At 74.8% G+C, this 16,391-nt stretch carries 15 protein-coding genes; 4 read left to right on the top strand and 11 right to left on the bottom strand.

Annotated features, from left to right (window positions below):
* Nucleotides 1-99 precede the first annotated feature (99 nt).
* A complete protein-coding gene (locus tag BMX97_RS26340; protein ID WP_091754151.1) occupies nucleotides 100-1,404 on the top strand; it encodes an MFS transporter in 1,305 nt (434 codons plus the stop codon).
* A 58-nt stretch (nucleotides 1,405-1,462) separates the two neighbouring features.
* Here the strand turns inward: BMX97_RS26340 and BMX97_RS26335 are convergent, their stop codons facing one another.
* Complete coding sequence (locus tag BMX97_RS26335; protein WP_048425756.1) at nucleotides 1,463-1,783, bottom strand: heme-degrading protein HmuQ; 321 nt, start codon at nucleotides 1,781-1,783, stop codon at nucleotides 1,463-1,465.
* 490 nt (nucleotides 1,784-2,273) lie between these two features.
* Between BMX97_RS26335 and BMX97_RS26330 the strand changes: the two genes are divergently transcribed.
* Nucleotides 2,274-2,696 carry a helix-turn-helix domain-containing protein gene (locus BMX97_RS26330; protein WP_060846563.1) on the top strand — a complete coding sequence of 141 codons (423 nt, stop codon included), beginning with the start codon at nucleotides 2,274-2,276 and terminating at the stop codon, nucleotides 2,694-2,696.
* Between the two features lie 30 nt (nucleotides 2,697-2,726).
* On the opposite strand, the gene BMX97_RS26325 is transcribed toward BMX97_RS26330, so the two are convergent.
* Nucleotides 2,727-4,064, bottom strand: a complete 1,338-nt coding sequence (locus tag BMX97_RS26325) for a cobyrinic acid a,c-diamide synthase CobB (protein WP_091754150.1) — start codon at nucleotides 4,062-4,064, stop codon at nucleotides 2,727-2,729.
* Nucleotides 4,065-4,119: 55 nt separating this feature from the next.
* On the opposite strand from BMX97_RS26325, the gene BMX97_RS26320 reads away from it, so the two are divergent.
* A complete protein-coding gene (locus BMX97_RS26320) occupies nucleotides 4,120-5,223 on the top strand; it encodes a cobalt-precorrin-5B (C(1))-methyltransferase (protein WP_091754149.1) in 1,104 nt (367 codons plus the stop codon).
* A gap of 69 nt (nucleotides 5,224-5,292) precedes the next feature.
* Here BMX97_RS26320 and BMX97_RS26315 read toward each other — a convergent pair whose 3' ends face one another.
* Genes BMX97_RS26315 through cbiE form a run of 4 tightly spaced genes read right to left on the bottom strand, consistent with a single transcriptional unit; the run spans nucleotide 5,293 to nucleotide 8,416 of the window.
* Nucleotides 5,293-5,838, bottom strand: a complete 546-nt coding sequence (locus BMX97_RS26315) for a GNAT family N-acetyltransferase (RefSeq protein WP_091754148.1) — start codon at nucleotides 5,836-5,838, stop codon at nucleotides 5,293-5,295.
* A gap of 60 nt (nucleotides 5,839-5,898) precedes the next feature.
* Nucleotides 5,899-6,687 carry a precorrin-4 C(11)-methyltransferase gene (cobM, locus tag BMX97_RS26310; protein WP_091754147.1) on the bottom strand — a complete coding sequence of 263 codons (789 nt, stop codon included), beginning with the start codon at nucleotides 6,685-6,687 and terminating at the stop codon, nucleotides 5,899-5,901.
* Entirely contained in the window at nucleotides 6,684-7,172 is a 489-nt protein-coding gene (locus BMX97_RS26305) for a cobalamin biosynthesis protein (RefSeq protein ID WP_091754146.1), read from the bottom strand. The genes cobM and BMX97_RS26305 overlap by 4 nt, the downstream gene beginning before the upstream one ends.
* Nucleotides 7,172-8,416 carry a precorrin-6y C5,15-methyltransferase (decarboxylating) subunit CbiE gene (gene cbiE, locus BMX97_RS26300; RefSeq protein WP_091754145.1) on the bottom strand — a complete coding sequence of 415 codons (1,245 nt, stop codon included), beginning with the start codon at nucleotides 8,414-8,416 and terminating at the stop codon, nucleotides 7,172-7,174. The genes BMX97_RS26305 and cbiE overlap by 1 nt, the downstream gene beginning before the upstream one ends.
* On the opposite strand from cbiE, the gene BMX97_RS26295 reads away from it, so the two are divergent.
* Complete coding sequence (locus tag BMX97_RS26295) at nucleotides 8,415-9,170, top strand: cobalt-precorrin-6A reductase (RefSeq protein WP_091754144.1); 756 nt, start codon at nucleotides 8,415-8,417, stop codon at nucleotides 9,168-9,170. The genes cbiE and BMX97_RS26295 overlap by 2 nt on opposite strands.
* Here the strand turns inward: BMX97_RS26295 and cobJ are convergent.
* The 5 genes from cobJ to cobN are packed head-to-tail and all read right to left on the bottom strand — an operon-like array spanning nucleotide 9,143 to nucleotide 16,086.
* Entirely contained in the window at nucleotides 9,143-9,898 is a 756-nt protein-coding gene (gene cobJ / locus BMX97_RS26290) for a precorrin-3B C(17)-methyltransferase (protein ID WP_091754143.1), read from the bottom strand. The two genes, BMX97_RS26295 and cobJ, sit on opposite strands and share 28 nt — an antisense overlap.
* A complete protein-coding gene (locus tag BMX97_RS26285; RefSeq protein ID WP_091754142.1) occupies nucleotides 9,895-10,686 on the bottom strand; it encodes a precorrin-2 C(20)-methyltransferase in 792 nt (263 codons plus the stop codon). The genes cobJ and BMX97_RS26285 overlap by 4 nt, the downstream gene beginning before the upstream one ends.
* A complete protein-coding gene (locus tag BMX97_RS26280; protein ID WP_060846555.1) occupies nucleotides 10,686-11,318 on the bottom strand; it encodes a precorrin-8X methylmutase in 633 nt (210 codons plus the stop codon). Before BMX97_RS26280 ends, BMX97_RS26285 begins: the two co-directional genes overlap by 1 nt.
* Complete coding sequence (locus BMX97_RS26275; protein ID WP_091754141.1) at nucleotides 11,315-12,823, bottom strand: hypothetical protein; 1,509 nt, start codon at nucleotides 12,821-12,823, stop codon at nucleotides 11,315-11,317. The genes BMX97_RS26280 and BMX97_RS26275 overlap by 4 nt, the downstream gene beginning before the upstream one ends.
* Nucleotides 12,820-16,086, bottom strand: a complete 3,267-nt coding sequence (cobN, locus tag BMX97_RS26270) for a cobaltochelatase subunit CobN (RefSeq protein WP_091754140.1) — start codon at nucleotides 16,084-16,086, stop codon at nucleotides 12,820-12,822. The genes BMX97_RS26275 and cobN overlap by 4 nt, the downstream gene beginning before the upstream one ends.
* Nucleotides 16,087-16,391: the final 305 nt, after the last annotated feature.

Here is a 16,391-nt window from a genome sequence, read left to right as displayed (position 1 = left end):
CCGGGCAGGTGTATGGGAGGCTCGGCCGTAACCCCTGGTTCGACAGGCGGCGCGGCGGGAGGCGGCCGGCTCGATGGCCGCCCGGGGAGGCGTCAGGCGATGGATGCGACGGCAGGCGGCGCGCGGGTGAACGCCACGGGGGAGAATGCGGCGATCGAGGCCGTCGCGGCGCCGGTGACCGGGCCGCCGCAGGCCGCGCCGGCGACGGCCATCGTCGCCCCGGCCGCGGCCGGGCCGGCGGCCCTGGTGCTCGGGGGATTGAGCCTGTCGCACCTCCTCAACGACATGATCCAGTCGCTGCTGCCGGCGATCTACCCGCTCCTGAAGCAGAGCTACGCGCTCGACTTCGCCCAGATCGGCGTGCTCACCCTGGCGTTCCAGCTCACCGCCTCGCTGCTGCAGCCGGTGGTCGGGCTCTTCACCGACAAGCGGCCGATGCCGTTCTCCCTCGCCGTCGGCATGCTGCTCTCGCTCTGCGGCCTGCTGCTCCTGTCCCATGCCGGGACCTACGGGCTCCTGATCCTGGCCGCCTGCTGCGTCGGCCTCGGCTCGGCGATCTTCCACCCGGAGGCCTCGCGGGTCGCGCGCCTCGCCTCGGGCGGGCGCTACGGGCTGGCCCAGTCGGTGTTCCAGGTCGGCGGCAATGCCGGCTCGGCCCTCGGGCCGCTGCTCGCGGCCTTCATCGTGGTGCCCCTCGGGCAGGCCAGCGTCGCGCTGTTCGCGGTCGCGGCGCTCGCCGGCTTCGTGGTGCTGTCCCTCGTCGGGCGCTGGTACCGCGAGCGGCTGCGCACCGGGGCAGCGCGCCCGCGCAAGGCCGGCGCCGGCGGGCGGGATTTGCCGCGGGGCAAGGTCGTCGCCACCATCGCGGTCCTGCTGGTGCTGATCTTCTCCAAGTACTTCTACATGGCGAGCCTGAGCTCCTACTTCACCTTCTACCTGATCCACCGCTTCGGCGTGTCGGTGCAGGAATCGCAGCTCTACCTGTTCGTGTTCCTCGGCGCGGTCGCGGCCGGCACGGTGGCGGGCGGGCCGATCGGCGACCGGTTCGGCCGCAAGGTGGTGATCTGGGGCTCGATCCTCGGCGTCCTGCCCTTCACCCTGGCGCTGCCGCACGCCAACCTGTTCTGGACCGTGGCGCTCACGGTGCCGATCGGCCTGATCCTGGCCTCCGCGATGCCGGCGATCCTGGTCTACGCCCAGGAACTGCTGCCCGGGCGCGTCGGCCTCGTCGGCGGGCTGTTCTTCGGCTTCGCCTTCGGCATGGGCGGGCTCGGCGCCGCGGTGCTGGGGGAGGTCGCCGACCGCACCAGCATCGAGTTCGTCTATGGCATCTGCGCCTTCCTGCCGGCGGTCGGATTGCTCGCGGCGTTCCTGCCGCGGCTCGAGGCGCCCCGCGCCGCCTGACGACGCGGGCGGGGCTCGGGGCCCCGCCCGTCGGATATCCGCTCCGGACGATCCCGGCTCAGTCGTTGCGGGCGACGGTCTGGATCGTCTCGAAGCCCTCGAATTGCGGGTGGCCGAGGTAGAGCGGCTTCGTGCCCGGGGCGCGGCTATGGGCCTTGCGGAACTGCTCGGAGCGGGTCCAGGCCTCGAAATCGGCCTTCGAGGACCAGATCGTGTGCGAGGCGTAGAGGATGTGGTCCTCGGCCTCCGGTCCGCGCAGCAGGTGGAACTCGACGAAGCCCGGCATCTCGCCGAGGTGGCTGTCGCGCCCCAGCCAGACCTGCTCGAAGTCCTGCGCGGCGTCCTTGTAGACCTTGAACCGGTTCATGGCGATGAACATGGCGGGCATCCCTCCGGGCTTCCTCGGGCTCGGCCGTTGAGATGGGGGCCCCGCCGCTATCGGCAAGGTGACCCGCACGGGCCTGCCCCGGAACCGCCGGCCCGCGACCTCCGGTTAGGTGGGATCTCAGTAATTTTTTTAACCTCTGTTCCCTTGGGGAATTCACTCGGAGCGTGTAGACGTGCGTTGGGTTGCATGTCAGACCCAGGCTCGCTTCCTCGACCGTGGCCGTAGCGGCCTGGACGAACGGAATGACTGATCATCGGCCCGCCGGATGCGCCACACGCGGCGGATCGTCCGGCGCGAGCCCGGAAGGCATTGAAGGGTGGACCGGAGGCGAGGCGTCTTCGCCGCCGGCCCGAGTGGGAGCCGCGAGGTGCCGGTGCGTCATCGCCCCGGCGGCCCTTGCGGGCAAGGACGACGCGGGACGGGGCAGCCCTGGGATCGGGACGCAGCCTCCGCCAGGCCAGAACGAAGACGTTGAGGACCGATGCCCAAGCAAACCACCGAGGTCGATCGGCTCGTCGGAGTCCGCATCACGGCCCTGCGCAAAGCCAAGGGACTGAGCCAGACGGCCCTCGGCAACGCCGTCGGCGTCACCTTCCAGCAGGTCCAGAAATACGAGAAGGGCCAGAACCGCGTCGGCGCCGGCCGCCTGCGCGAGATCGCCCGGCTGCTCGAGGTTCCGGTCTCGGCCTTCTTCGAGGACCAGGCCGGCGGCGACGGCAGCGACGACAACGTCTTCGGCTTCCTGAGCGCCCAGGGGGCGATCGAGCTTCTGCGCGCCTACGTGCAGATCGAGGACGAGCAGCTGCGCCGCGAGGTGCTGGCGATCGTGCGCTCGGCTGCCCGCCTCGGCCGCTCCGCCGCCGCCGCCGCGAGCGTCGAGGCGACGGCCACCGCCGCCGAGTAGCCGGCCTCCGACACTCTCGTCCGGTCGCGCTCAGCGCAGCCCGACGAGGTGGAAGAAGCTGCCGCTGACCCGGCCGCGCCGGTGCCCCGCCAGTCCCAAGGGGCGCCCCTCCGCATCCGTGACCTCGGCTAAGGCCTCCTCGGGCCCCGGCGGCGGCGTGAGTTCGCTCGCGTAGTGGAACTCGTGCCCGACGAGGCCCTGGCCGGTCGCGCCGAGGGAGCCCGCTCCGAGGAGCGTGGCGATCCGGTAGCCGAGGTGCAGCCGGCGCCGCGCGTAGGACGTCGCGACCGGCAGGAGCCCGGCCATGCGATGGGTCGTCCCCTCGGCATCCTCCAGGCTCTCGCCCAGCACCATGTAGCCGCCGCACTCGCCGTGGACCGGCCGCGTCCCGGCAAAGGTGTGCAGGCCGTCGAGGAAGCGGGACGCCGCGGCGATGCGCCCGGCATGCAATTCGGGGTAGCCCCCGGGCAGCCAGCAGGCGTCGCAGCCGGTCGGCGGCGCCTCGTCGGCGAGCGGCGAGAACGGCACGATCTCGGCCCCGGCCGCCCGCCACCCGGCCTCCAGATGCGGGTAGACGAACGAGAACGCCGCATCGCGCGCGACCGCGATGCGCTGCCCGGGCGGCGGCGGCAGGATCCCGGTCGCGGGTGCGGGCACCCGCCCGCCGGCGGCGGCCACGACCGCGTCGAGGTCGATCGAGGCCTCGGCCAGCTCGGCGAGGCGGTCGAGGCGGGCTTCCAGGTCCTCGGTCTCGCCGGCCTGGATCAGGCCGAGATGGCGCTCCGGCAGCACCAGGGACGCCTCCCGCGGCACGGCGCCGAGGACCGGCACGCCGATCCGGGCGAGGCCGACCTCGACGAGGCGGCGGTGGCGCAGGCTCGCGACCTTGTTGAGGATCACCCCGGCCAGATGCAGGCGCGGGTCGTAGGCCCGCACCCCCAGCGCCGTCGCGGCGGCCGATTGCGCCGCTCCCGAGACGTCGAGCACCAGCACCACCGGCCAGCCGTAGCGGGCGGCGACGTCCGCGTTGGCGCCGCTGCGGCCCTCTTCCGCCACGACGCCGTCGAACAGCCCCATCGAGCCCTCGGCCAGGACCAGCTCGGCCGCCTCGCCGGCCCGGCCCGCCACCGCGTCGAGGAGGGCGCCGTCCATGGCGAAGCTGTCGAGGTTGTAGCTCGGTCGCCCCGTCGCGGCGGCGTGGAAGGCGGGGTCGATGTAGTCCGGCCCGCATTTCGCCCCGGCCACCGCCAGCCCGCGCCGGCGCAGGGCCCGCAGCAGGGCGAGGGTCACGGTGGTCTTGCCGGACCCGGAGCGGGCGGCGGCGACGAGAAGGCCACGGGCGGGGCGTACGGTCACGAAGGCGTCCATCTGTCGAGCGCGCGGCGCGCATTCACCGCGCCGCCGCGGGGTGATACCACGCCGCATGGATGCGACACGACCTCGGGAGACCCTGCGCCGCGGCTGGACCACGGGCGCCTGCGCGGCGGCGGCCGCCAAGGCGGCCTATGCCGGCCTCGTCACCGGCCTCGTCCCGGATCCGGTCGAGATCCCGCTGCCGAGCGGCGCCCGTCCGACCTTCGCGCTGGCACGGAGCGGGCTGGTCGATGGCGGGGCCTTCGCCGGGGTGGTGAAGGATGCCGGCGACGATCCCGACGTGACCCACGGGGTCCTGGTCCTGGCGACGGTCCGCAAGGGGCCGCCGGGCTCCGGCATCGCGTTCCGGGCCGGGCCCGGCGTCGGCACCGTGACCCGGGCCGGGCTGCCGCTGCCGGTCGGCGAGCCGGCGATCAACCCGGCCCCCCGCCGGATGATCGCCGCCGCGATCGCCGAGGCCGCCGCCGGCCTCGGCGGACCGTCCGACGTGGTGGTCGAGGTGTCGATCCCCGGCGGCGAGGCTCTGGCCCAGAAGACCCTCAACCCGCGGCTCGGCATCCTCGGCGGCCTGTCGGTGCTCGGCACGACCGGGGTGGTGGTGCCGTATTCCTGCGCCGCCTGGATCGATTCGATCCATCGCGGCGTCGACGTCGCCCGGGCCGGCGCCCTCGACCACGTCGCCGGCGCCACCGGCTCGACCTCGGAGGAGGCGGTGGCGCGCCTGCACGGCTTAGCCCCCCAGGCGCTGATCGACATGGGCGATTTCGCCGGCGGGATGCTGAAATACCTGCGCCGCCACCCGGTGCCGCGGGTCACGGTGGCGGGCGGCATCGCCAAGATGGCGAAGCTCGGCCACGGCCTCCTCGACCTGCATTCGCGCTCCGGCCCGGTCGACCTCGCCTGGTTGTCGGAGCGGGTCGTCGAGGCCGGGGGCGCCCCCGACCTCGCCCGCCGGGCGGCAGGCGCCAACACCGCCCTCGAGGTGCTGCGGCTCGCGCAAGGCAGCGACCTGCCGCTCGCCGACCTCGTCGCCCGCTACGCCTGGGCCACCGCCGCGCGGGCGCTCTCGGGCTCGGGTAGTTCTCTGGAAGTGGTGGTGTTCGACCGGGAGGGCGGGCTGGTCGGGCGGGCGCCGTTCCATCCGGTGGGGTGAGGGGTGTTGCAGGCCAACCGTTGGGACAGTCGCCCCGCGTTCCCATCAAATCAATCGATTCGATGAGCGTCAGAGGCGCCTGGAGGAGCGTTGCAGACCGAAGGCGGCGGCTGGGTCGTCCCAATGATAGCGAATCACCGGCCGGTCGCCGCCGCCGGGAACGGCGTGCCGGCTTCGCTCGACGATCACACTTCCGCGCCGCTCGTAGAAGCGGCGGGCCGGCTCGTTCTGCTCGAAGCACCACAGGTAGATCCCCGAATCGGGGTAGTCTTGCAGGGACCGGTCGGCCGCGGCTCCGAGCAGATCCGTCCCCAAGCCTCGCCCCTTCGCCGTGGGGAGGACATGGAGATTGTCGATCAGCGTTCCCCAGCGCTCGTCCTCCGCTCCGACCGCGCAGACGAAGCCGACCGGCCCGTCAGCCTCCTCGGCGATGAGGGCGGTCACATGCGGCTGGTGCGGCCCGAGGCGGCCGGTCCATGCTTCCAGCCGCTCCTCCTCGATCGGACCGGAGAGGAAGTCCGGATCGAGGATCCCGCGATACGCAGCCCTCCAGCTCGCCGTGTGGATCCGGGCGAGCACGGCCGCATCGGCGTCGGTGGCGATTCTCAGCCGCATGAACGATCTCCACGGACGGCGTGCAACGCCCGCAACGGCCGGGAGCCGTCGCGGATCGGGTCAGGTCGACCGGGATCCGGTCGGTACCGTCACGGCGCCCCCCGGCCGGAACCGCCGGTCGTAATCCACCGCATACAGCGCGCTCTCGCGGAACTCCGTCGCCCCGAGCGCCGGGCCGACCAGGATCAGCGCCGTCCGCTCAAGCCCCGCCGCCGCGACCTGATCGGCGATGGTGGACAGGGTGCCGCGCAGCACCCGCTCGTCCGGCCAGGTGGCGCGGAAGACCACCGCGGCCGGGCAGTCCGGGCCGTAATGCGGGATCAGCTCGGCCGCCACCGTCGCGACGACGTGGATGGAGAGGTGGATGGCGAGCGTCGCCCGGGTCGCCGCGAAAGCGGCGAGGCGTTCCGTGTCGGGCATCGCCGAGGCGCGGCCGCTGGTGCGGGTGAGCACCACCGATTGCGCCAGTTCCGGCACCGTCAGCTCGCGGCCGAGCACCGAGGCGGCCGCCGCGAAGGAGGGCACGCCCGGGGTGAGGTCGTAGGGGATGCCGAGCCGGTCGAGGCGGCGGGTCTGCTCGGCCACCGCGCTCCAGATCGAGAGGTCGCCGGAATGCAGCCGCGCCACCTCGCGGCCGGCCGCGTGCGCCGCCGCCATCTCGTCGACGATCGCGTCGAGCGAGAGGGGGGCGGTGTCGACGATCCGGGCGCCGGGCGGGCACCAGGACAGGATCTCGGGCGCCACCAGCGAGCCGGCATGGAGGCAGACCGGGCAGCGGGCGATGAGATCGCGGCCGCGCACGGTAATGAGGTCGGCGGCCCCGGGGCCGGCTCCGATGAAGTGGATCATGACGACAGGGCGTCTCCGCTGGCGGCGAGCGCGCAGGTGGCACCCGCCGAGGCGATGCGGGGCAGGACGAGGCGGCCGTCCGGTCCGGCCGCCGCGAGGGCCGCGGCCTCGGCGAGCGAGCCGACGCCGCGCAGGGCCTCGATGCGGACGGAACGGGTGACGACGCGCCGGCCGGCCTCGCGCAGGGCCTCGACCCCGATCGCCACGAGGGGCACGCCGAGGGTCTCGGCCGCCGCGCGGATCGCCGGATCGTCGGCCCGGTCCTCGGCGGTGGCCAGCGCCGCGAGCTGCGCCCCGGGGCGATCGGCCTGGCGCAGGCCCTCGGCCAGCAGGGACAGGATCTCGTCCGCCGTGGTGGCGTGGCGAAAGCCGATCCCCGCGACGAGGGCGCGCGGCGTCGCCGGGGCGGGCGTGCGGCCGGGGCCGTGCTGGATCGCGGGCGGCGGGGCCGAGCCCGGCACCCGGGCGTGCAGGATGGGGGCCATCACGGCTTTGCCAGCGCCCATTGCGTCACCGGCATCGCGGTGCGCCACCCGGTGAGGTGGCCGACCGGCTCGGCCCGGGCGACCGAGAGGCGCCGCAGGGTGCCGCCATGCTCGGCGTGGAGCCGCAGCAGCAGGGCCTCGCTCTCCAGCGTCACCGCATTGGCGACGAGGCGCCCGCCGCGGGGCAGGGCGGCGAGCACCGCCGCGACCAGGGCCGGATCGGAGACGCCGCCGCCGATGAAGGCGGTGTCCGGCGCCGGCAGCCCGGCGAGGCTGTCCGGGGCGCGGCCGACCACGACCCGGAGGTCGGGCGCGCCCAGCGCAAGCGCGTTGCGGCGGATGCGACCGGCGCGCTCCTCGCGCGCCTCGACCGCGATGGCGCGGTTCGCCGGATGGCGCAGGCACCACTCGATGCCGATCGAGCCCGAGCCGGCGCCGACATCCCACAGCAACTGGCCGGCGCGGGGGCGCAGGGCCGACAGGGTCACGGCGCGGATCTCCGCCTTGGTGAGCTGGCCGTCGCTCTCGAACCAGGCGTCGTCGAGGCCGGGGCTGAGCGGGATCACCCGGGCGTCCGGCTCGGCCACGACCTCGACCGCGATCGTGTTGAGCGGGTCGATCTCGTCTTGCGAGAACGTCGCCGCGAGGTCGGTGCGGCAGCGCTCCCGCGGCCCGCCCATCGCTTCGAGCACGGTGAGGCGCGACCGGGCAAAGCCGCGCTCGCTCATCAGCGCCGCGAGGTGTTTCGGCGTGGAGCCGTCCCAGGACAGGACGAGGAGCCGGGCGCCGGGCTGGAGATGGGGGATCACCCGTTCCAGCGCCCGCCCGTGCAGGGTCAGGCAGGTCACCTCGGCGAGCGGCCAGCCGAGGCGGGCGGCGGCGAGGCTGAAGGCCGAGGACTGGGGATAGGCGACGATCTCGCCGGCCGGCACCAATCGGGCGAGCTCGGCGCCGACGCCGTAATGGAACGGGTCGCCGGTGGCGAGCACGCAGGTCGGCTGCCCGCGCCGGGCGAGGATCGCCGGGTAGGCGTCCGAGAGGGGGCTCGGCCAGGCCAGGGTCTCGGCGGCGAGCGGGCCGGCCAGCGCCAGGTGCCGTCGCCCGCCGACGACGAGCCCAGCGCGATCGAGGGCGGCGCTCGCGGCCGGCGACAGCCCGGCCCGCCCGTCCTCGCCGATGCCCACGATGGCGAGCCAGGGAGCGACGCTCGACACGGGAAGAGCCTCAGGCGACAAGGCGGCCATGCGCATCCTCATCCTGGGCGGCACCACCGAGGCCGCCGCGCTGGTGCGGCGGCTCGCCGGCCGGCCGGACCACGACGTCACCCTGTCGCTCGCCGGGCGCACCACGGCGCCCATCGCCCTGCCGGTGCGCACCCGCATCGGCGGCTTCGGCGGAGCGGAGGGGCTGGCGGCTCATCTCCGCGAGCACCGCATCGCGGCTTTGATCGATGCCACGCATCCCTTCGCCAAGGTCATCTCGCGGAACGCCGCGGCGGCGAGCCGCGAGGCCGGCGTGCCGCTCCTCGCCGTGCGGCGCCCGGCCTGGGCGCGCATGTCCGGCGACGACTGGCGCGAGGTCGATTCGGTGGCCGATGCCGTGCCGGCGCTCGGCGAGGTGCCGAAACGGGTTTTCTTGACGGTCGGGCGCCTCGAACTCGCCGTCTTCGCGGCCGCGCCCCAGCACCGCTACCTCGTGCGTACCATCGAGCCGGTCGGCGACGCGCTGCCCGGAATCGACGTGACGGCGATCGAGGCCCGCGGTCCCTTCGGCGCCGAGGACGAGGCCGCCCTGATGTGCATCCACGGCGTCGAGGTTCTGGCGACCAAGAATTCCGGCGGGGCGGCGACCTACGGCAAGATCGCGGCGGCCCGCAGCCTCGGCCTGCCGGTGGTGATCGTGCGCCAGCCCGTGCTGCCGGAGGTGGCGCAGGTCTCGCGGATCGACGACGTGCTGGCCTGGCTCGACGCTCATCGGGCGACCGAGCGCGGGGTGTAGACGAAGGGCGCCGCGCCCTCCCGCGGGATCAGCCGGGTCGCGCTCGCGCCGATCATCACCAGCGTCGCCATGTCGGCGGAAGCCTCGCGGGCCTCTGCCAGCGTCAGGATCCGGATCGCCTCGTCGGGTCGGCCAACGGCGCGGGCGAGGATCACCGGGGTCTCGGGGGGGCGGTGCTCGGCGGCTAGGCCCAGGGCCGCGCCGAGCTGCCAGGGCCGGGCCCGGGAGATCGGGTTGTAGAGCGCGATCACCAGGTCGGCGGCCAGCACCGCGTTGAGCCGGGCGGTGATGACCTCCCAGGGCTTGAGGTTGTCCGACAGCGAGAGGGCGCAGAAATCGCCGCCCAGCGGCGCACCGATCCGCGCCGCCGCCGCCAGCATCGCGGTGATTCCGGGCTCGACCGAGATGGACAGCGCGCGCCAGGCCGGATCGCCCGCCTCCAGCGCCTCGAACAAAGCCGCCGCCATGGCGAAGACGCCCGGATCGCCCCCCGACACCACCGCGACCCGGCGGCCGGCGGCGGCGAGCTCGAGGGCGTGGCGGGCCCGGTCGACCTCGACCCGGTTGTCGCTGGCGTGGCGCGTCAGCCCCGGCCGCTCCGGCACCCGGGCGACGTAGGGAAAATAGCCGATGAGGTCCTGCGCCGCGTCGAGCGCCGCCTGCGCGGCGGGCGTGAGGTAGCGCGGATCGCCCGGCCCGAGGCCGATCACCGTGACGGAGCCGTTCACGGCCGGCGGCCCTCGCCCGGCACCAGCACCATCGAGAAGTAGGGCGCGGCGTCGTCCGGCTTCTGGCCGAGCGGCGTCACGCTCTCCCCCGCCATGGTGCCGCGCTCGACATAGACCGCGCGGTCGATCAGCCCGGCCTCGGTCAGCGCCGCGCGCACCTTGGGCAGGTGGCGGCCGAGCTTCATCACCACGGCGGCGTCGGTGGTCTTCAGCCGCGCCACCAGCGTCGCGTGCGGCAGGGTGGCGGGGAGCACGGTCAGCACGTCGTCGCCCCAGGTGATCGGGGTGTTGGCCCGGGTCCAGCAGCCCGACATGCCGGTGACGCCCGGCACCACCTCGACCGGGAACCGGTCCTTCAGGCGGCGCCACAGATGCATGAACGAGCCGTAGAAGAAGGGATCGCCCTCCGACAGGATCGCCACGTCGCGGCCCGCCGTCAGCACCGCGGCGAGGTTTTCGGCCGCCTCGTCGTAGAATCCCGCGAGCGCCGCCACGTAGGCCGGGTCCTCGGGATGCAGCTCGGTGGTGTAGGGGTAGGGCAGCGGCCATTCGCGGGCCGCGTCGTGCACCACCGCGTCGGCGATGGTGCGGGCGTTGCCGCGCTTGCCCGCCTTGCAGAAATGCACGAGGTGGTGGGCGCGCTCCAGCACCCGCACCGCCCGCACGGTGAGGTAGTCCGGGTCGCCCGGCCCCATGCCGACGCCGTAGAGCGTGCCGGTGACGGCCGCGGGCGGGGCGGACGGGATCTCGGCCGGGTCGGGTTTGAGGAAATCGGACGGGCCGTCCATCACTCGACCTCGTTGGCGAGCGCGTTGACGGCCGCCGCCGCCATGGCGCTGCCGCCGCGCCGGCCGCGCACGACCAGGAACGGCACGCGCCCGTCTGCGGCAAGCGCATCCTTCGATTCGGCGGCGCCGACGAAGCCGACCGGGATGCCGATCACCGCAGCGGGCGGCGCCACGCCCTCGTCCAGCATCTCGAGCAGGCGAAACAGGGCGGTCGGCGCGTTGCCGACGGCGACGATCGACCCGGCGAGCCGGTCGCGCCACAATTCCATCGCGGCGGCGCTCCGGGTGGTGTCGAGGGTCTTGGCGAGGTCCGGCACCCGCGGGTCGGACAGAGTGCAGATCACCTCGTTGCCGGCCGGCAGGCGGGCCCGGGTGACGCCGTCGGCGACCATGCGGACGTCGCACAGGATCGGGGCGCCGCGGCGCAGAGCGCCCTCGGCGGCGTCGGCGAAATCCGGCGACAGGTCGATGTCGGCCGGCAGGTCGGTCATGCCGCAGGCGTGGATCATCCGCACCGCCACGCGCTCGGCGGCGCCGTGGAAGCGCGACAGGTCGGATTCGGCGCGGATCATCGCGAAGGAGCGCGCGTAGATGGCGGCGCCGTCGCGGATGTAGTCGAGGCGCGGGGTCATGCGGGCTCCCGGAAGGCGTCTCTGAGGCCGGGCTCGGCCTGTGGGCTGGACAATTCGCGAAGGCTCTCTAGCCGCTCCAGCACGGCACCGAAAGTCAGGACGCGGTCGGGGTCGCTCCCGGCGTGGCCGTCCAGCACCACCCCGTAGCGGCCGTCGGGCCGTCCGACCAGGGTCAGCGCCGCGGGGCCGGGATGGGCGCAGCCCTTCGGGCAGCCGGAGACGTGGGCGGTGGCGCCCTCCCGGGCGAGGGCCGCGAAGGCGGCGGCGAGGCGCGGCGCGTCGCCCTGCGCCGGGGTGCCGCCCGACGCGCAGGCCGGCGCGCCGGGGCAGGCCGCGACGGCGCGACGCGGATCGGCGGGATCGACGATCAGGCCGGCGGACGCGGCCTCGTCGCGCAAACGCGCGGCACTGGATTCGTCCCGCGCCGTCAGGGCGATGCCCCGGCCCGGCGTGAGGGCGAGGTGACCGTCCCCATGGCGCTCGCTCCACCCCGCGAGGCGATCGAGCAAGCCGGCGTCGCCGCGGCCGAAGGGCAGTTCGGCGAGGAGCGTGCGGCCATGCAGCCCGGCGGCAGGCATGGTGCCGGCCGGCGGCGCGGCGCCCCGGGGGAGGCCGTCGAGCAGGGCACCGCGCTCCGCGTCGGGAAGCGCACGCATCCGGCGGGCGCCCGAGGCGGCGAGGCCGTGCAGGAGGGTACGCAGGACGGCGAGCGCGGCGGGGCCCGGCATCGGCGCGAGCCAGAGCGGGGCGGCCGGGGTTGCGATGGCGAGCTGGAGCGCAAGCGGTATGCGCTCTGCTGCATCGACAGAGCCGCCTGAACTCGTGTTGTTTCCCGAATGAGGCGCGGGATCCCCTCTCCCGAGTGGGAGAGGGGTAGGGGCGATCGAAGATCGCACGAGGGTGTGACGCTTCCGATTGGAACTCAGACCAGCGTGCTGGTAGCTCGACAGTCGAGATGCATTCGGAAGCGTATCACCCTCACCCCTACCCCTCTCCCACACGGGAGAGGGGATCCCGCGAGCTTCGTTAGCGTCGGGCGATCCCGAAACCACCCGCACCCAGACATCCGCCTCGACCGGCCCGAGCCCGCCCGTCGCATCCTCTACCGCCACCAAGGTCTTCGCCGGCAGCCCCGCGACCTCGCGGCCGATCGCCTCCACGGCCGCGACCACGGTGAGGGCATCCGCCCCCGCGAGCGGCGCGTCGAGGGTCAGGCGCTGCGGGCCGCCGTCGTGGCGCGCGTCACCGAGGTCTGCCGCCGCAAGAATTCCGACTACGCGCTCGTGGCTCTCCGCCGTCACGCCGCGGATCTGCAGGTTGCCCCGCGCCGTCACGTCGAGAAGGCCGTTCCCGCCCTCGCGCGCGGCCCGGGCCGCCGCGCGGACCTGCCCGGCCGAGAGCTGGCCGGAGACCGGGTGGAGGCGCACGAGGAGCCCGTCGCCCGTCGGCATCGGCCGGGCGAGGCCGGGGCACCAGCCGCGGCGGGGCGCCGGGTTCGGGGTCATTCCGCGGCCTCGCGAGGTTCGAGGGCGGCGAGCGAGTTGCGCCGGCTGCGCCACAGGCCGCGGTCGCGCAGCGCGGCGAAGCGGGATCGGAGCGCGTCGGCGACGCCGGGATTCGCCGCCTCGATCGCCGCCAGCACCTCGGGGTCGCCGAGATAGGCGTCGTAGAGCCGGTCGATCTCGGCATCCGCTACCGCATCGGTGGCCGCCGCCATGACGAAGACGGCGTCGAGGCCCTGGGCCAGTTCTTGGGCGCCGCGCCAGCCGTGGCGGAGCTGCGCGGCGATCCAGCGCGGATGGGTCAGCCGGCCGCGCACCAGGCGGGCGACGTCCTCGCGGGCGGTGCGGGCCTTCGGCGTCTCGGGCCGGCTGGTGTCGAGGCTGTAGAGGGCGGGTGCCGCCCCGAGCGAGGCCGCCGCGGCCGAGAAGCCGCCCATCGCGTCGGCGCCGGCATCGCCGTCGAGGAGGTCGCGCTCGGCGACGTCGAAGGCGTGCAGATAGGCGTCCGCCGCCGCGACCCGGGCGGCGAAATCGGCGTCCTCCGCTCCCGTCGCCTCCGCGGTGGCGTCGAGGTAGGCCCGGGCGAGGTCGCCGCGCCCGGACCACTCGCCGTCGAGGGCGAGCGACGCGGTGCCGGCGCCGTAGCGGCCGGGCGCGGCGCCGAAGACCCGGGCGGGCGCCTCGCCCCGGCGGCGGGCGGCCGCCAGCGGGTTGTCGGCGTCCTCCTCCTCGCGCGACGCGACCGCCCGGGCGGCCCGGTCGAGGAGCGCCAGGGTGTCGGGAAAGGTGTCGCGGAAGGCGCCGGACACCCGCACCGTCACGTCGATCCGCGGCCGGTCGAGAAGGGCGAGCGGCAGCACCTCGAAGCCGGTCACCCGGGTCGAGGCGTGGTCCCAGGTCGGGCGCACGCCCATCAGCGCGAGCGCCTGCGCCACGTCCTCGCCGCCGGTGCGTAGGGTCGGGGAGGCCCACAGGTCCATGACGAGGCGGGCCGGGTACTCGCCCTCGTCCTGCAGGTAGCGCCGCACCACCTCGGCCGCGGCCTTGTCGCCGAGCATCGTGGCGGCCCGGGTCGGCAGGGCGCGGGGATCGAGGGTCGCGAGGTTGCGCCCCGTCGGCAACACGTCGGCCCGGCCACGGGCCGGCGAGCCGGCGGGGCCCGGGGCGACGAAGCGCCCGTCGAGGGCTGCGAGCAGTCCCGCCCGCTCGGCCGGGCCGCAATCCGGATGGGCCTCCGGCGCCTCGCCAAAGACGTGCAGCCCATCGCGCATCGTCACCTCGGCGAGGTCGCACAGATGCGCGTCGAGGGCGGCCAGCGCGTCGGGCATCGGGGTGTCGCGGTCGATGCCGGCCGCCGCCAGCAGCCCCGCATCCCCGGCCCGCTCGAGGATGCCGCGGGCGATCAGGGCGGCGCGGCGCGGATCGAGCACGGTCGCGGCGGAGTATTCCTCCACCAGTTCGCGCAGGGTCGCGGCCTCCGGGTCGAGCCCGGCGGCGGCCGTCTCGGGCGGCAGGTGGCCGATCGTGACGGCGCCGATCCGGCGCTTGGCCGGCGCCGCCTCGCCCGGATCGTCGACGATGAACGGATAGACCACCGGCAGCGCCCCGATCGCGACGGCCGGCCAGCAGGCGGGCGAGAGCGCCACCGCCTTGCCGGGCAGCCACTCGGTGGTGCCGTGGGTGCCGAGATGGATCAGGGCATCCGCCTCGCCGCGCAGGGCGAGGTGGAACGCCAGGTAGGCGTGGCAGGGCACCGCGTCGGGGTCGTGGTAGCCGGCCTTGCGGTCGCCCTTGTGGCCGCGGTCGGGCTGGAGCGCCACCAGCACCCGGCCGGCCCGCACCGCCCGGAACCGGAAGGCGCCGTCCCGGACGCTCGCGTCGTCCGCAGGCATCCCCCATTCCGCGACGAGTGCCGCGCGCGCCTCCGCCGGCAGCCGGGCGCGCCAGGCCTCGTAGGCGGCGAGCGGCACCGCGAGGTCCGGCGCATCCTCGGTCAGCCGGCGCATCAGGGCGTCGGGCTCGGGGATGTCGGCGACGGCGTAGCCCTCGCGGCGGAGCAGGTCGAGGATCGCCGTCGTGCTCGCGGGCGTGTCGAGCCCGACCGCGAACCCGGCCCGGCCGCCCCGGGCCGGGTAGTCGGACAGGACGAGGGCGAGGTGGCGCTCTCCCCGCGGGATGCCGGCGAGGCGGGCCCAGGCGGCGGCCCGGTCGGCGGTGGCGGCAATGCCGGCGAAATCCGGCACCGCCCGGCGCTCGCGGAACCCCTCGACCTCCGGCGCCTCCTCCTTGTGAGAGATCGGGAAACCGGAGAGGCGCCCGTCGAATTCCGGCAGGGCGACCTGCATGGCGAGGTCGGCGGCGTTGAGCCCCCGGGCGGAGGCCGCCCAGGCGTCCCGGCCGGAGCCGACCGTGAAGGCCTGGATCACCGGGCAAGCGGCGGCATCGAGGACGAAGCCGGCATCGTCCCGGGCCGAGAAGGCGGTGGCGGCGACGATCACGGCGGGCCGGTGCCGGGCCACCGCCTCGCGCACGACCGCCACCGCCTCCGGGTCCTTCAGGCTCGCGACGGCGACGATGGTGGGGCTGAGCCCCCGCTCCCACAGGGCGGCGGCCAGCGCCGTGGCCGGCGCCGTGTCGCCGCCGAGGATCGCCGAGCGATAGACCAGCACCAGGGCGCGGGGCAGGGGCGAGGCGGGGCCGAGCGCGTCGAGGGGGCCGCAGCCCGGGCACCAGGCGAATCCCCGCGGCAGGGCCCGGGGCGGCGTGGCGACGACCGGCCGGCCGAGCTCGGCGGCGATCCGGGTCAGGAGCCCGCGCAGGTTCTCGATCCCGCCGGCCCGGACGTAGCCGTCGAGGGCGTCGCGCAGCTCCGGCGCGACGGTCGAGAGGGCGGCCAGCCGCGGATCGGGCCGGTCGCAGCCCGGCAGCACGACGAAGGGAATGGCGTGGGCCCGGCAGGTCTCGGCCAGCCGCTCGAGGCCGTAGCGCCAGTAATCCATCCCGCCGAGGCAGCGCACCAGCACGAAGCGCGCCCGGGCGATCACCGCGTCGGCGTAGAGGTCGACGGAGAGCGGGTGGCGCAGCTGCGCCATCTTGGCGAGCCGCAGGCTCGGCCAGTCGCCGGACAACGACGCGTAGGCGCCGGCGAGCCCGGCGAGGTCGGAATCGGTGAAGGACAGGGCGACGATGTCGCCGGGCGCCTGGCCCAGATCGACCGCCGCCTCGCCCTCGTCGAGGGAGACCGTATCGACGCGGAGGAGATGCATCGGCCTCTAGATCCTCAGGGGCGTAGTGACCCACTCTTCGCGATCAACTCGGTTTCTTTCCAGGCGAAGAACTTTCTCACGCTCCAGGGCCGCGGCGCCGGCTCCGACATGGGATGGCCCTCCGGGGCTTGGGGTTTCGACAGTCGAGGTTAGGCTTCATCCCGACGCCATGGCGTCAGACATCCCGATCCGAAAGTAAAGCGCGGGCCTCGCCTCTCCCCGCGGGCGGCAGGGCTGTCCGGGGAAAATCTCTTTAAGAATCAAGCGCGGGATCCCCTCTCCCACACGGGAGAGGGGAGACGCGC

Origin of the sequence: Methylobacterium sp. ap11, assembly GCF_900110515.1 — a bacterium.
Taxonomy (GTDB): Bacteria; Pseudomonadota; Alphaproteobacteria; order Rhizobiales; family Beijerinckiaceae; genus Methylobacterium; species Methylobacterium ajmalii.
This window is presented reverse-complemented; position numbering and strand designations above follow the sequence as displayed.